Raw genomic sequence first — 15,357 nt, 5'->3', positions numbered from 1 at the left:
ACGGACCGATCGGCGTCTCGAACACGGTGAACCGAACCGTCATGCCGACACCTTAAAAGCCCCCACCGACAAAAACCGGCACCCACTCGGCAAATGTACAGCAAAGGTGTACAGTTGAGCTGTATTGATTCGCGGAAAGGATTCCCAGTGCGCCTCACCAAGCACGCCCACGCCTGCGTCGAGCTGGCCAAGAACGGCACCTCGATCACCTTCGACCCGGGCACGCTCACCCCGGGCGCGAAGGACGCCGTCGCCCACGCGGCGGCCGTGTTCGTCACCCACGAGCACTTCGACCACTTCGACGACGCTCTGGTGGCCGAGGCCCTCGACCGCCGTCCGGAGCTGCAGGTGTTCGGTCCCGCGGCCGTGCTGGCCAAGCTCGGCGACCACGGTGGCCGGGTTCGCGCGGTCGCCGCCGGTGACGTGCTGGAGGCCGGCGGTTTCCGGCTCACCGTGCACGGGGAGCGGCACGCCCTGATCCACCCGGACATCCCCCTCGTCGACAACGTCGGCTACCTGGTCGACGGCTCCCTCTTCCACCCCGGCGACGCCTACTTCGCCCCGGGCGTACCCGTGTCGACGCTGCTCCTGCCGACCAGCGGCCCGTGGACGAAGCTGGGTGAGGCGGCCGATTTCGTCCGCGCCGTCCGCCCGGACCGGGTCATCCAGATCCACGAGCTGATGCTCAGCGAACTGGGCCGCCGCTCGACCGCCACCCTGCTGGGCGAAACCGGCCTCACCGGCGTACCCATCACCGAAATCCCGGCCGGTGACAGCCTCGAGCTGGCGAGCTGACCGCCGCCGTGGACCCCACCCGAACGGCTGCGGACCAGGTTCGGCGACCCGCGACGGGCCAACACCTGATCGGCAGCGACCGCTTGGCGGAAAACCTGCGCGCAGCCGTCGGTCAGCTGGTCCGGGCCGCGAGGACCACCGACACCCTGCCGTCCGGCGAGGCGGCCGTCCTCGGTCACCTCGATCGCGAAGGACCCGCCACCACGGCGGAACTCGCGAGCTGGCGCCGGATCCGTCACCAGAGCGCGGCCAGGTCGGTCAAGGAACTCGTGGACGCCGGCCTCGTGCGCCCCGCCCCGCACGAGAGCGACGGCCGCAAGATCGTCCTGCACATCACCGCCGCCGGACGCGAACGGCTCGACCGGCAGCGCCGAGCCCGCGCCGACCGCCTGGCCGCGGCGATCGACGACGCGCTCGACCCGGCCGAACGGGCCGAGCTGGCCCGCTCCGTCGAACTGCTCACCCGGCTGACCGACCACCTCCGCCGGGATCCGTGACCGGAGCCGGTGCCCCCACCGAAAACCGCGCCCCCGCCCGGCGAGCGGGACCATCCTCAGGCCTTGCGTTCCCGCCAGGCGTTGGTGATCGGCAGCCGCCGGTCCCGCCCGAACGCCTTGAACGTGATCTTCGTGCCCGGCGGGTACTGCCGCCGCTTGTACTCCGCCTGGTCGACCATCCGCACCACACGGTCGATCGTCTCCGGCTCGAAGCCGGCCTCCAGCAGGTCGGCGTAACCGCGGTCGCCCTCGACGTAGTCGTCCAGGATGTCGTCGAGCAGCGCGTAGTCGGGCAGGGAGTCGGTGTCGACCTGGCCGGGGCGCAGTTCCGCGGACGGCGGCTTGGTGATCGAGTTCTCCGGGATCGGCGGGGTCTCCCCGCGGCCCAGAGCCGTCTGGTTGCGCCACCGCGCCAGCCGCCACACGTGCGTCTTGAACAGGTCCTTGATCGGTGCGAACGCCCCGACCGCGTCGCCGTACATGGTGGAGTAACCGACCGCCAGCTCGGTCTTGTTGCCGGTCGCGAGGACCAGGTGACCGTCCAGGTTGGACAGTGCCATGAGGAGCATCCCGCGGGTGCGCGCCTGGATGTTCTCCTCCGCCAGCCCGATCAGCTTCAACTGGTTCACATACACCGAGACCATGTCCTCGACCGGCTCCACGCGGTAGTGCGCCCCGATCCGCTGGGCCAGGTCCGCGGCGTCGTCCTTCGAGTGCCCGGAGGAGTACTTCGACGGCATCGAGACGCCGTACACGTTGTCGCCGCCGAGCGCGTCGGCCGCCAGCGAAGCCACCACCGCGGAGTCGATACCGCCGGAGAAGCCGAAGGTGACCGAGGAGAAGCCGTTCTTGTGCACGTAGTCGCGCAGCCCCACCACGAGCGCCGACCAGACCTCGGCCTCATCGGACAGCGGCTCGCTGATCACCGGGTCGGTCAGCGGCGGATACGCCGGTAGCGGCTGCTCGCCCAGCACCCGGCGCCGTACGTGCAGGCCGTCGAGCTCGCCGTCGGTCGCGTGCCCGCCGGCGGTCAAATCCATGTCCAGCACCAGCAGGTGTTCCACGAACTGCGGGGCGCGCGCCAGCAGCGTCCCGTCCGCGCCGACCACCAGCGAGTCGCCGTCGAAGACCAGGTCGTCCTGGCCGCCCACCTGGTTGGTGTAGACCAGCGGCGCGCCCGCTTCGGCGGCCCGGCGCGCGACCAGCGGCAGCCGCTGCTCGTCCTTGGACCGCTCGTACGGCGAGGCGTTCGGCGACACCACCAGGTCGACCCCGGCCCGGCCGAGCGCGGAGATCGGCCCGCCGTCCTGCCAGATGTCCTCGCAGATCACCATGCCGATGTCGATGCCGTGCAGCCGCACGACCTCCAGCTCGGTGCCGGGCTTGAAGTAGCGGTGCTCGTCGAAGACCCCGTAGTTGGGCAGGTGGTGCTTGAACTGCCGGGCCACGACCTCGCCGCGGTACAGCGCCGCGGCGGCGTCACGCGGGCCCACCTCGTCGAAGTCGAGGTAGCCGACGTAGGCCAGGACCTCGCCGCAGCCGGCCTGGTCGAGGCGGCGTGCGAGCTCTTCGACGGACTTGCGGGACGCGTCGGCGAACGTCCGCCGCAGCGTGAGGTCCTCCACCGGGTAGCCGGTCTGGGACATTTCGGGGAACACGACGACGTGGGCGCCGGCCTCGGCGGCCCGGCGGGTCCACTCGACGGTGAGCGCGGTGTTCCCGTCGAGGTCGCCGACGGTGGTGTTGACCTGGGCCAGTGCGATGCGCAGTTGCGGCATGCCGCCATTCTGTCCCACCGCGGCTTCCCCGGACGAGCGAATGTGCGCCAGAAGTCTCGTGAGCGGCCGGGCCGGAACCGGCCGGAACCGGCACAGCCGCTCACGAGGTGGTCAGGCCTTCTTCATCTTCATCATGCTGCGCACCCGCTTGATCGTCTGCTCGAAGTCCGAGTCGAACGGGTTGTCGTGCACCAGGTAGGTCCACGTGGTGTTCGCGCGCCGCACGCCGTTGTCGGCCAGGTCGAGGCCGTCGTCGGTGATCTCGGCCTCCTCCAGCGTCTTCGCCGCCCGGGTGGCCGCCTCCGGGATGATCTTGTGGAACTCCGGGATGGCCGCGCGGTGGAACTCGTCCAGCGGCGTCTCCCGGGCCAGCGCCCGCAGGTGGATGCTTTCGCGCACGTCGGTCAGGTAGGCCAGGTGGTCGGACCAGAGCTGGTCGACGTGGAACAGCAGCACCTCGCGCGACAGCTGCTCCAGCCGGTCCTGGTCGTCCAGCTTCGCCTTCAGCTCGGCGAACTTCTCCGGGTGGGCCTTCTCCAGGCCCTCGGCCGCGAGGCCGGTGCGCAGCACCTGGTCCCGGTGCTCCAGCAGTTCGGCGCGCTGCCGCTCGATCAGCCGCGTGTAGCGCCAGGTGTTGCGGTGGATCTCCAGGTCGACGCCCTCGGCCACGCGCTGGGCGTGGTTGATCTGCCGGTGCGCGGCCTGGTCGGTGATCTCGCCGGTCTCGGAGTCGGAGCCGATGCCCTCCGGGATGTCCGGCGCGTTCGACAGCACCAGGTCGTCGTTCAGGCTGGCGAAGAAGATCGCGCTGCCCGGGTCGCCCTGACGGCCGGAGCGGCCGCGCAGCTGCCCGTCGAGCCGGCTCGACGGGTACCGCGCGGTGCCGATCACGTGCAGGCCGCCCAGCTCGGCGACCTCCTCCCGGCTCGCGCCCTCGGTGCCGCCCAGCCGGATGTCGGTGCCGCGGCCGGCCATCTGGGTGGACACGGTGACCGCGCCCTTCTTGCCCGCCTCGGCGATGATCGCGGCCTCTTCGGCGTCGTTGCGCGCGTTCAGCACCACGCACGGCAGATCGGCCTTGGCCAGCTTGTCCGCCAGCTCCTCGGACTCGGCCACGTCCTGGGTGCCGACCAGGATCGGCCGCCCGGTCTCGTGCACCGTGCGGATCTCCTCCTCGATCGCGCGCAGCTTCTGCGACGGCGACCCGAAGATCCGGTCCGGCTGGTCCTCGCGCACGTTCGGGGTGTTCGGCGGGATCACCGCGACCTCGAGCCGGTAGAACTCGCGCAGCTGCTCGGCCACGGCCACGGCGGTGCCGGTCATGCCCGCGACCTCGGGGTAGCGCGCGAGCAGGGCCTGCACGGTGATCGAGTCGAGGATCTCGCCGCGGTCGGTGGCCGCCACCTGCTCCTTCGCCTCGACCGCGGCCTGGAGGCCGTCCGGCCAGCGCTGCAGCTCGGCCACGCGGCCGCGGGCGGCGTTGATCAGCTGCACCTTGCCGTCGCGGACCAGGTAGTCGACGTCGCGGGTGAGCAGCGCGTGGGCGTGCAGCGCGACGTTCACCGCGGCCAGCCGGTCGGAACCGGAGTCGCCGTAGAGGTCGATGCCGCCCAGCGACTTCTCCACCACGGACGCGCCCGCGCTGGTCAGCCAGGCGTTGCGGCCGTCGGAGTCGGTTTCGTAGTGCAGGCCCAGCCGCAGCCGCCGGACGACGGTCGCGACCTCCTCGTCGGCGTCGTTGTGGTCGATCGAACCGGCCATCACCAGCGGCACGCGCGCCTCGTCGACCAGCACGGAGTCGGCCTCGTCCACGATCGCGATCTCGGGGGCGCCCTGCACCAGGTCGTCGACCTCGGTCACCAGGCGGTCGCGCAGCACGTCGAAGCCGATCTCGGCCACGGCGCCGTAGGTCACGTCCTTGCCGTAGGCCTCTTTGCGCTGCTCACGCGAGTGCGCGGGCTCGACCCAGCCGACGGACACGCCCAGCAGCGCGTACACCGGGCCCATCCACTCCGCGTCGCGTCGGGCCAGGTAGTCGTTGACGGTGACCACGTGCACACGCTTGCCGCGCAGGGCGTGGCCCGCGGCCGCGAGCGCGCCGGCCAGCGTCTTGCCCTCACCGGTCTCCATCTGCACCACGTGCCCGCTGAGCAGGCCCATGGTGCCGAGCACCTGCACGTCGAACGCCCGCTCGTCCAGCGCCCGGCGGGCGGCCTCACGGCCGAGCGCACCCACCTCGACCAGCTGTTCGTCGGTGAACGCGCCGGCGCCTTCGAGCTTCTCGCGCAGTGCGCCCGCGCGTTCGGTGAGCTCGGGGTCCGACAGCTTCTCGAGCTCGGGCCCGAGCTTCTCGACTGCGGGCAGCAGCGCCTCGTAACGCGTCAGCTCGACGCTGCCCGGCCGCTGGATGATCCGGCGGAGCCGCTTGCCCACCCGGCTGATCAGTGCCACCCCTGGTCTCCCGTCCTGTGTAACGCGTGTCGCCCGGTCGCGGACCGCGGGCCGGCCCCGCATCCCCAACGCGCCGGTGGTGCGTCGGAGTTCCGCGGCCGGATGGCACGATCAAACCGTGCCCCCTCATGTCAGCGCCAGCCCTCGTGCCCACCGAATCGCCGCTCTCGCGGTGTCCGGCCTGCTCGCCGTCACGCTCGGGGCGTGCTCGTCGAACAGTGGCCAGGCCCTGCCCTCGCCGGCGACCGAATCGCACGCACCGGTCGGGCCGGTGCCCGCGGGGCTGGAGCGCTTCTACGGGCAGAGCATGACCTGGGCCGACTGCGCACCCTACGCGACCTCGGACGATTCGCGGTCCGCCTTCCGGGCGCAAGGCATCCAGTGCGCGCGGCTCACGGTGCCGCTGGACTACGGCAAACCGGACGGGCAGACCATCACCCTGGGCGTGCTGCGGCACAAGGCGAGTGGTTCCGGTGACCGCATCGGCTCGCTCGTGGTCAACCCGGGCGGTCCCGGCGCGTCCGGTATGTCCGCCGCCGCCGGGCTGATCGACCAGGTGGCCAAGAACGATCTCGGGAGCCGCTTCGACCTGGTCGGCTTCGACCCGCGGGGGATCGGCGCCAGCGAGCCGCAGATCCGCTGCCTGAGCGACTCGGAGCGCGATGCCGACCGCGCGGACGACAGCGAGACGGACGGCTCGCCCGCAGGCGTATCGAAGCAGGAAACGCAGGAGAAGGACTTCGCCGCGAAGTGCGTCCAGCGCACGAAGTACGGCGACGACATGCTGGAGCACGTCGGCACGCGCGACGTCGTGAAGGACCTGGACGTGCTGCGCTCGGTCCTCGGCGACCAGAAGCTGACCTACCTGGGCTACTCGTACGGCACGCGCATCGGGTCGACGTACGCGGAGGCGTTCCCGCAGAACGTCCGCGCGCTGGTCCTCGACGGGGCCGTCGACCCGGACCAGGATCCCGAGGACTCCCTGGTCGCGCAGGGCCAGGGCTTCGGCACGGCGTTCAACGAGTTCGCGAAGTGGTGCGCGGCCCGCCAGGACTGCGCGCTGGGCCAGGACGCGGCCGGCGCCGTGGCGGCGTTCCAGCAGCTCACCCGCCCGCTGATCGATTTCCCGGTGCCGGTCGGCGACGGCCGCAAGCTGTCCTACGAGGACGCCACCACCGGCGCGATCCAGGCGCTCTACCAGCAGAACCTCTGGGAGTACCTGAACACCGGGCTCAACGAGCTGAAGCAGCAGCGCGGCTCCACGCTGGAGAAGCTGGCGGACATCTACAACGAGCGCGGCGCCGACGGCCGCTACGGCACCACGCAGGACGCCTTCACCGCCATCCGCTGCGTCGACGACCCGCGGGTCACCGACCCGCAGAAGGTCCTCGAAGCGCAGCAGAAGTACGTCCAGGTCGCGCCGTTCCTCGACGACGGCCGCCAGGCCAGCGCGGCCCGCGACGCCTGCGCGTTCTGGCCGGTGCCGAACACCTCGCAGCCGCACGAGCCGAACGTCGACGGCCTGCCGAAGACGCTCACCATCTCGACCACGAACGACCCGGCCACGCCGTACCAGGCCGGGGTCAACCTGGCGAAGGCGCTGAAGGGCTCGCTGCTCACCTTCGAGGGCACGCAGCACACGGTGTTCCTGCAGGGCAACGCGTGCGTGGACAAGGTGGGCGTGGCCTACCTGGTGAACGGCACGACACCGGCCGACGGCACGCGCTGCGCCGGGAGCTGAACCGGCGGCTACTTGCGCGCCGGCTCCGCGTCCGCCGCGCGCTGGGCCGGATCGGCCGCCTGGTCCTGCTGCGACAGCGTCACTTCGAACATCACCGGGTTGTCCCGCTGGGTCTCGGGCGGCACCTGGAGCCACAGCCGGGCGAAGCGGCGCGGCTCGCTCGTCGTCACCCAGATCTTGACCAGCACGTCGTCGTGGATCTGCGGCAGCAGCCGGGCGGCCACGGCCGCGGGCACGGACCCGCCGACGCGGTAGGCGTCCACACCGTGCACCGATTCCTGGATCTCCGTGCGCGCCCCGGTGACGGCGCCGAGCAGCTGCGCCAGTCCGCCGTGCTCGCCGAGGAAACCGGCGACGGTGAGCGGTGAGCGCCTGGTCGACGACGCGCCGGAGGCGTCCTTCGTGGTCGCGGTGTCGCCATCGAGTTCGAAGTCGAACTTGTGGTCCTGGGCGCCGTTCTGCACCTGGGCCTGGCCGGAGGCGTGGCCACCGCCGGTCAGCGTGGCGTCGCCTTCGGCCTGCCGCAACGTGAATCCGGGCAGTACACCGTTCACCTCCACGGCGAAGTGCACCCTCTGGACCTGGGCGAACGTCGTCTCCGCGGCACTGACCAATTCGCCGCCGGCGGGCAGCGGGGGTGACGCTGTGCAACCGCCGGTGAGCCCGAGGAGCAACAGCGCCGGCAGGAAGCGTCGGCAGCGCATGGCGGAGAGCGTACTCGGGTGGCCCGATCTTTTCGGATGCTGTCCTTCAGGCCACTGTCGAACGGCGAGTCGGCGAACCAGACTCACCTGCTGTGACCGTCGAGACCCGTTCTTCCGCCCGTGTCCACCGAGCCTGGTTCGTGGCCGCCGCCGCTTTCGTCGCGCTGCTGGCCGCCGCCGGGTTCCGCGCCGCGCCCAGCGTCCTGATCGACCCGCTGCACGAGGAGTTCGGCTGGTCGCGCGCGACCATCGGTGCCGCCGTCTCGGTCAACCTCGTCCTGTACGGCGTCTTCGCCCCCTTCGCGGCCGCGCTGATGGAGCGCTTCGGCATCCGCCGCGTCGCCGCGACCGCGCTGTTCGTCGTCGCGCTCGGCGCCGGCGGCACGGTCTTCATGAACACCAGCTGGGAACTCATCCTCTGCTGGGGCGTGCTGGTCGGCGCGGGCACGGGCTCGATGGCGATGAGCTTCGCCGCCACCGTCACCACCCGCTGGTTCGTGCGCCACCGCGGCGCCGTCACCGGGGTGCTGACCGCCGCGGGCTCGACCGGGCAGCTGGTGTTCCTGCCGGTCGTCGCCGCGCTCGCGGTCGGCGACGGCTGGCGTACGGCGTCGCTGGTGATCGCGCTCGCGGCGCTCGCCGTGGTCCCGGTGGTGCTGCTCGTCGTCCGTGACCACCCGGCCGACGTCGGCGCCACGGCGTTCGGCTCCCCGGCCGGCTCCCCGGCCGGCACCGAACCGGTCCGCCCGGTGGCCGAGGGAGGCTCGGCCCGCCGCGCGCTGGCCGTGCTCTTCCAGGCCGCGCGCACGAGGTCGTTCTGGCTGCTCGCGGTCGGCTTCGCCATCTGCGGCGCGACGACCAACGGGCTGGTCGGCACCCACTTCATCCCCGCGGCCCACGACCACGGCATGCCGCAGACCACGGCCGCGGGACTGCTCGCGCTGGTCGGGGTGTTCGACGTGGTGGGGACCATCGCGTCGGGCTGGCTCACCGACCGGGTCGACCCGCGGCTGCTGCTCGGCGTCTACTACGCGTTGAGGGGCGTCTCGCTGGCGCTCCTGCCGCAGCTGCTCGCGAACTCCGTCCAGCCCAGCATGTGGGCGTTCATCCTTTTCTACGGGCTCGACTGGGTGGCCACGGTCCCGCCGACGGTCACCCTCTGCGTCCGGTCGTTCGGCGAGGCGGGGCCGATCGTGTTCGGCTGGGTCTTCGCCTGTCACCAGTTGGGTGCGGCCTTCGCCGCTTCGGCGGCCGGCGCGGTGCGTGACCGCCTGGGGGATTACGCGCTGGCCTGGTACGTCGCGGCGGGCCTGGCCGTGATCGCGGCGGTGGCGTCGGTGTCGATCACCCGATCCGGTAAACCCGCGCCGGCTTTCGCCCGGTGAGGGGAGATCACGTGGAGGGGACCGCTCCGGCGCGTCGCGAAACATCCCGTTAACACGCCCTCGTTAGGGTTCGGCCATGGATCGCCAGCAGGAGTTCGTGCTCCGCACCTTGGAAGAGCGCGACATCCGTTTCGTCCGGCTCTGGTTCACCGATGTGCTGGGGTTCCTCAAGTCCGTCGCGGTCGCCCCCGCCGAGCTGGAGGGCGCCTTCAGCGAGGGGATCGGGTTCGACGGATCGGCCATCGAGGGCTTCGCCCGGGTCTACGAGTCCGACATGGTCGCCAAGCCCGACCCGGCCACCTTCCAGGTGCTCCCGTGGGAGACCCCGGAAGGCGGCCCGTACTCCGCGCGCATGTTCTGCGACATCGCGATGCCGGACGGTTCACCGTCGTGGGCGGACCCGCGGCACGTGCTCCGGCGCCAGTTGTCGAAGGCGAGCGAAGCGGGCTTCACCTGCTACGTGCACCCGGAGATCGAGTTCTTCCTGCTCGCCAACCTCCCCGACGACGGCAGCGAACCCGAGCCGGCCGACAACGGCGGCTACTTCGATCAGGCCAGCCACGCGACGGCCACGCACTTCCGCCGCCACGCCATCGAGACCCTCGAGGCGATGGGCATCTCGGTGGAGTTCAGCCACCACGAGGGTGCGCCCGGCCAGCAGGAGATCGACCTCCGCTACGCCGACGCGCTGACCATGGCCGACAACGTGATGACCTTCCGCTACGTGGTGAAGGAGGTCGCGCTGACGCAGGGCGTGCGGGCCACCTTCATGCCGAAGCCGTTCACCGACCAGCCCGGCTCGGGCATGCACACCCACGTCAGCCTGTTCGAGGGCGATCGCAACGCGTTCTACGACGCCGAGGATCCGTACGAGCTGTCGGAGACCGGCAAGGCGTTCGTCGCCGGGCTGCTGCACCACGCCAAGGAGATCTCCGCGGTCACGAACCAGTGGGTGAACTCCTACAAGCGCCTGATCCACGGCAGCGAGGCGCCGACCACGGTGTCCTGGGGCCGCGCGAACCGGTCCGCGCTGGTCCGGGTGCCGATGTATTCGCCCGGCAAGGCGTCTTCGCGGCGGGTGGAGATCCGGACCCTGGATTCGGCCTGCAACCCGTACCTGGCCTACTCGGTGATACTGGCCGCGGGGTTGAAGGGGATCGAGAAGGGCTACGAGCTGCCGCCGCCCGCCGAGGACAACATCTGGCAGCTCTCCGACTCCGAGCGCCGCGCCGCCGGTTACGCACAGTTGCCGCAGAACCTGGGTGAGGCCCTGGCGGAGATGGAGAAGTCGGAGTTGCTGCCCGACGCGCTCGGCGAACATGTCTACGACTTCTTCCTGCGGAACAAGCGGGTCGAGTGGGACAGCTACCGCAGCGCGGTCACCCCGTACGAGCTTCGCACGCTCCTGCCGGTGCTCTGATGGAGCGGCGACCGGTGTTCCGAGTCCTTTCGGCGCTGGTCGCCGCCCTCGGGGTCGCCGCGATGACGGCGCCGCCTTCCTCGGCCGCTCCAGGGCCCGGGGGATTCGACCTCGACTCCGCCGACATCCCCGCCCTGCAGGCGCGGATGGCTACCGGCCGGCTCACCGCGGTGGACCTGACCAGGGCCTACCTCGACCGGATCCGCGCCGTCGACCCGAAGGTCAACGCGGTGCTGGCGCTCAACCCGGCCGCACTCGCGCAGGCGGCGGCGAGCGACCTGCGTCACCGCGCCGGCCGGGCCCGGGGGCCGCTCGATGGCATCCCGGTGCTGGTCAAGGACAACGTCGACACCCGTGACCAGCCCACCACGGCCGGTTCGCGCGCCCTGCGCAGCCGCCCGTCGGCCGACGCCACGCTGATCACCCGGCTGCGTGCGGGCGGCGCGGTGATCCTCGGCAAGGCGAACCTGTCGGAATGGGCGAACTTCCGCGCCGAAAAACCGACTTCCGGCTGGTCGGGTGTGGGCGGACAGACCAACAACCCGTACGTGCTGGACCACAACCCGTGCGGTTCCTCCGCCGGTTCCGCGGCCGGGGTCGCGGCCTCGCTCGCGCAGGTCGCGATCGGCAGCGAGACGGACGGTTCGATCGTCTGCCCGGCCGGGATGACCGGGACCGTCGGGCACAAACCGAGCCTGGGGCTGGTCAGCCGCACCGGGGTGGTGCCGATCTCGGCCGAGCAGGACACGGCGGGTCCTCTCGCCCGCAACGTCGTCGACGTCGCGTTGACTCTCTCGGTCCTGCAAGGGCGAGACCCGGCCGATCCCGCGACGGCGCAGTACCCGGCTACGCAGCCGACGGATTACGCGAAGCTGCTTCGCCCAGGCGCGCTGCGTGGCGCGCGAATCGGTCTCTGGCGCCTGCCGGTGCTCGGCCCGGACACCGACGCGGTGCTGTCCCGGGCGAGGGACTCGCTGGTCAAGGCCGGGGCCGAGGTGATCGAAGTGACCCCGCCGTACCAGGACCGGCTCGCCGAGCTGGAGTTCCCCGCCCTGCTAACGGAGTTCCACCGCGACATCGACGCGTACCTGGCCACCCGCCCTTCCGGGCCGCGCAACCTGGCCGACCTGATCGCCTACAACCGCGCCGACCCCCTGGAGCGGACCTGCTTCGCCGGTCAGGAGCTGTTCGAACGGGCGCTGGCCGCACCGGGCCCGGACGATCCGGGCTACCGCGCGGGCCGGGCGGAACTTTCGGACCTCGCGCGCCGCTCCCTCGACGAGACCCTGGCGGAGCACCAGCTCGACGCCATTGTTTCGCCGACCAACCCGCCGGCGTGGAAGACCGACTGCGCCACCGGTGACGACGACGTGATCCCGTCCTCGACCCCGGCGGCGGTCGCGGGCTACCCGGACGTGACGGTGCCGGCCGGGTTCGTCGGACCGCTGCCGGTCGGGCTCTCGTTCATGGGCGCGCGGTGGTCCGACGGCCGGATGCTGGCGCTCGCGGCCGACTTCGAACGCGTCGCTCCGGGCCGGGAGCCGCCGCGCTACCTGCCGAAGCTGCCGTCGGTGCCCACCTCTGGGTCTTGACCTGCGACGATGGCGTTAAGTGACCCCCCTGTTTTCGGGGGGTTCCGGGCCATGTAATCTTCTCTTCGTCGCCAGGAACACCGGGACGGCGGGGCCGAAAGCCCCGCGGACCAGGCGCCAGGGCCGAGCGGGTTGACACCGCGAAACGGACCAGGTAACGTTCAGCGTCGGCCCACGAGCGGCCGCCGACCCCCTGCGGGAATCTTCGTAGGATAAGGCATGCTCGACCAAAAGCTTGTGAATATCGCTTGAAGCAATGAAGTGTGTTGCTTGAGAACTCAACAGTGTGCTAGTGAACTAAGCCAGTAGAGCTTATATGTTAACCCCCTCGTCGGGGTTTTCTTTTGAGTGATTGATTGAGAAGTAGTCTCGATCGGACTGTTCATTGTTGGAGAGTTTGATCCTGGCTCAGGACGAACGCTGGCGGCGTGCTTAACACATGCAAGTCGAACGCTGAAGCACTTTCGGGTGTGGATGAGTGGCGAACGGGTGAGTAACACGTGGGTAATCTGCCCTGTACTCTGGGATAAGCCTTGGAAACGGGGTCTAATACCGGATATGACAGTTCCTCGCATGGGGGGTTGTTGAAAGTTCTGGCGGTACAGGATGAACCCGCGGCCTATCAGCTTGTTGGTGGGGTAGTGGCCTACCAAGGCGACGACGGGTAGCCGGCCTGAGAGGGTGACCGGCCACACTGGGACTGAGACACGGCCCAGACTCCTACGGGAGGCAGCAGTGGGGAATATTGCACAATGGGCGCAAGCCTGATGCAGCGACGCCGCGTGAGGGATGACGGCCTTCGGGTTGTAAACCTCTTTCGCCAGGGACGAAGCGCAAGTGACGGTACCTGGATAAGAAGCACCGGCTAACTACGTGCCAGCAGCCGCGGTAATACGTAGGGTGCGAGCGTTGTCCGGAATTATTGGGCGTAAAGAGCTCGTAGGCGGTTTGTCGCGTCGGCTGTGAAATCTGGAGGCTTAACCTTCAGCGTGCAGTCGATACGGGCAGACTTGAGTTCGGTAGGGGAGACTGGAATTCCTGGTGTAGCGGTGAAATGCGCAGATATCAGGAGGAACACCGGTGGCGAAGGCGGGTCTCTGGGCCGATACTGACGCTGAGGAGCGAAAGCGTGGGGAGCGAACAGGATTAGATACCCTGGTAGTCCACGCTGTAAACGTTGGGCGCTAGGTGTGGGCGACATCCACGTTGTCCGTGCCGTAGCTAACGCATTAAGCGCCCCGCCTGGGGAGTACGGCCGCAAGGCTAAAACTCAAAGGAATTGACGGGGGCCCGCACAAGCGGCGGAGCATGTGGATTAATTCGATGCAACGCGAAGAACCTTACCTGGGCTTGACATGCGCCAGACATCTCCAGAGATGGGGCTTCCCTTGTGGTTGGTGTACAGGTGGTGCATGGCTGTCGTCAGCTCGTGTCGTGAGATGTTGGGTTAAGTCCCGCAACGAGCGCAACCCTTATCCTACGTTGCCAGCGCGTCATGGCGGGGACTCGTGGGAGACTGCCGGGGTCAACTCGGAGGAAGGTGGGGATGACGTCAAGTCATCATGCCCCTTATGTCCAGGGCTTCACACATGCTACAATGGCTGGTACAGAGGGCTGCGATACCGCGAGGTGGAGCGAATCCCTTAAAGCCGGTCTCAGTTCGGATCGCAGTCTGCAACTCGACTGCGTGAAGTCGGAGTCGCTAGTAATCGCAGATCAGCAACGCTGCGGTGAATACGTTCCCGGGCCTTGTACACACCGCCCGTCACGTCATGAAAGTCGGTAACACCCGAAGCCCATGGCCCAACCCGTAAGGGAGGGAGTGGTCGAAGGTGGGACTGGCGATTGGGACGAAGTCGTAACAAGGTAGCCGTACCGGAAGGTGCGGCTGGATCACCTCCTTTCTAAGGAGCACAACACATCCATGCCTCCCCGGGATACCCGGGTTCGGGGTGTGGGGTGGCCGGGGCTCAAGTGCCGTGTGTGTACTTGTCCTGGTTGCTCAAGGAATTGTGGAACTACTGGTGATGGTTCATCGCGGTGGGGTGACCGCCGGCGAGTACTGCGGGGCGTGTTTCCGCGTGGAAAGCCGGGTGTGTCGTCCTGGGTGGTGGATTGTTTGCTGGCATGCTGTTGGGTCCTGAGGCAACACACTGTTGTTTCTGGTGTGGTGTTTGAGAACTGTAGAGTGGATGCGAGCATCTTTGTGGTCAAGTTGTTAAGGGCACATGGTGGATGTCTTGGCTTCAGGAGCCGATGAAGGACGTAGGAGGCTGCGATAAGCCTCGGGGAGCTGTCAACCGAGCTGTGATCCGAGGATTTCCGAATGGGGAAACCCAGCACCAGTGATGTGGTGTTACCCGCCGGTGAATATATAGCCGGTGTGGAGGGAACGCGGGGAAGTGAAACATCTCAGTACCCGTAGGAAGAGAAAACAACCGTGATTCCGTGAGTAGTGGCGAGCGAAAGCGGAAGAGGCTAAACCGTGTACATGTCAAGCTGTCAGGCGTTGTGTGTGCGGTGTTGTGGGACCCAGCGTCGAGGATCTGACAGTCCTCGGAATGATCATGCATGTTAGTGGAACCGTTTGGGATGGCGGGCCGGAGTGGGTGAGAGCCCCGTACGCGAAAACATGTGGTGGTTGTTTGTGTGGTGTTCCCGAGTAGCAGCGAGCTCGTGGAATTTGCTGTGAATCTGCCGGGACCACCCGGTAAGCCTAAATACTTCCTGAAGACCGATAGCGGACTAGTACCGTGAGGGAAAGATGAAAAGTACCCCGGGAGGGGAGTGAAAGAGTACCTGAAACCGTGTGCCTACAAGCCGTCAGAGCCCGAGCACGTTGTGAGACGTTACGGTGATGGCGTGCCTTTTGAAGAATGAGCCTGCGAGTTAGTGCTGCGTGGCGAGGTTAACCCGTGTGGGTAGCCGTAGCGAAAGCGAGTCTGAACAGGGCGAACATAGTCGCGTGGTCTAGACCCGAAGCGGAGTGATCTA

9 protein-coding genes and 2 rRNA genes are annotated in these 15,357 nt (G+C 68.7%); 8 read left to right on the top strand and 3 right to left on the bottom strand.

Going from position 1 to position 15,357, the window contains the following annotated elements; all coding sequences use genetic code 11:
• Positions 1-147 precede the first annotated feature (147 nt).
• Both NYF13_RS00055 and NYF13_RS00050 read left to right on the top strand, forming a co-directional pair.
• Positions 148-795: an MBL fold metallo-hydrolase gene (locus NYF13_RS00055; protein WP_315653402.1), complete on the top strand. Its 648-nt coding sequence runs from the start codon at positions 148-150 to the stop codon at positions 793-795.
• Positions 796-878: 83 nt separating this feature from the next.
• Positions 879-1,292, top strand: a complete 414-nt coding sequence (locus NYF13_RS00050) for a MarR family transcriptional regulator (protein WP_315653401.1) — start codon at positions 879-881, stop codon at positions 1,290-1,292.
• A 56-nt stretch (positions 1,293-1,348) separates the two neighbouring features.
• Here NYF13_RS00050 and NYF13_RS00045 read toward each other — a convergent pair whose 3' ends face one another.
• Both NYF13_RS00045 and secA2 read right to left on the bottom strand, forming a co-directional pair.
• Positions 1,349-3,070: an NAD+ synthase gene (locus NYF13_RS00045; RefSeq protein ID WP_315653400.1), complete on the bottom strand. Its 1,722-nt coding sequence runs from the start codon at positions 3,068-3,070 to the stop codon at positions 1,349-1,351.
• Positions 3,071-3,181: 111 nt separating this feature from the next.
• Entirely contained in the window at positions 3,182-5,521 is a 2,340-nt protein-coding gene (gene secA2, locus NYF13_RS00040) for an accessory Sec system translocase SecA2 (RefSeq protein ID WP_315653399.1), read from the bottom strand.
• Between the two features lie 172 nt (positions 5,522-5,693).
• On the opposite strand from secA2, the gene NYF13_RS00035 reads away from it, so the two are divergent.
• On the top strand, positions 5,694-7,262 hold the full coding sequence (locus tag NYF13_RS00035) for an alpha/beta hydrolase (protein WP_315657102.1): 1,569 nt from the start codon (positions 5,694-5,696) through the stop codon (positions 7,260-7,262).
• A gap of 8 nt (positions 7,263-7,270) precedes the next feature.
• On the opposite strand, the gene NYF13_RS00030 is transcribed toward NYF13_RS00035, so the two are convergent.
• Positions 7,271-7,966 carry an LppX_LprAFG lipoprotein gene (locus NYF13_RS00030; protein ID WP_315653398.1) on the bottom strand — a complete coding sequence of 232 codons (696 nt, stop codon included), beginning with the start codon at positions 7,964-7,966 and terminating at the stop codon, positions 7,271-7,273.
• Positions 7,967-8,058: 92 nt separating this feature from the next.
• On the opposite strand from NYF13_RS00030, the gene NYF13_RS00025 reads away from it, so the two are divergent.
• From NYF13_RS00025 to NYF13_RS00005, 5 genes are all read left to right on the top strand, one after another.
• Positions 8,059-9,351: an MFS transporter gene (locus NYF13_RS00025; RefSeq protein ID WP_315653397.1), complete on the top strand. Its 1,293-nt coding sequence runs from the start codon at positions 8,059-8,061 to the stop codon at positions 9,349-9,351.
• A 76-nt stretch (positions 9,352-9,427) separates the two neighbouring features.
• Positions 9,428-10,771 carry a type I glutamate--ammonia ligase gene (gene glnA, locus NYF13_RS00020; RefSeq protein ID WP_315653396.1) on the top strand — a complete coding sequence of 448 codons (1,344 nt, stop codon included), beginning with the start codon at positions 9,428-9,430 and terminating at the stop codon, positions 10,769-10,771.
• Complete coding sequence (locus tag NYF13_RS00015) at positions 10,771-12,363, top strand: amidase (RefSeq protein ID WP_315653395.1); 1,593 nt, start codon at positions 10,771-10,773, stop codon at positions 12,361-12,363. Before glnA ends, NYF13_RS00015 begins: the two co-directional genes overlap by 1 nt.
• A gap of 385 nt (positions 12,364-12,748) precedes the next feature.
• A 16S ribosomal RNA gene (locus NYF13_RS00010) occupies positions 12,749-14,267 on the top strand.
• A 304-nt stretch (positions 14,268-14,571) separates the two neighbouring features.
• A 23S ribosomal RNA gene (locus NYF13_RS00005) occupies positions 14,572-15,357 on the top strand; the annotation flags it as partial.

The sequence above is a fragment of the Amycolatopsis sp. PS_44_ISF1 genome (assembly GCF_032335455.1).
Taxonomy (GTDB): Bacteria; Actinomycetota; Actinomycetes; order Mycobacteriales; family Pseudonocardiaceae; genus Amycolatopsis.
This window is presented reverse-complemented; position numbering and strand designations above follow the sequence as displayed.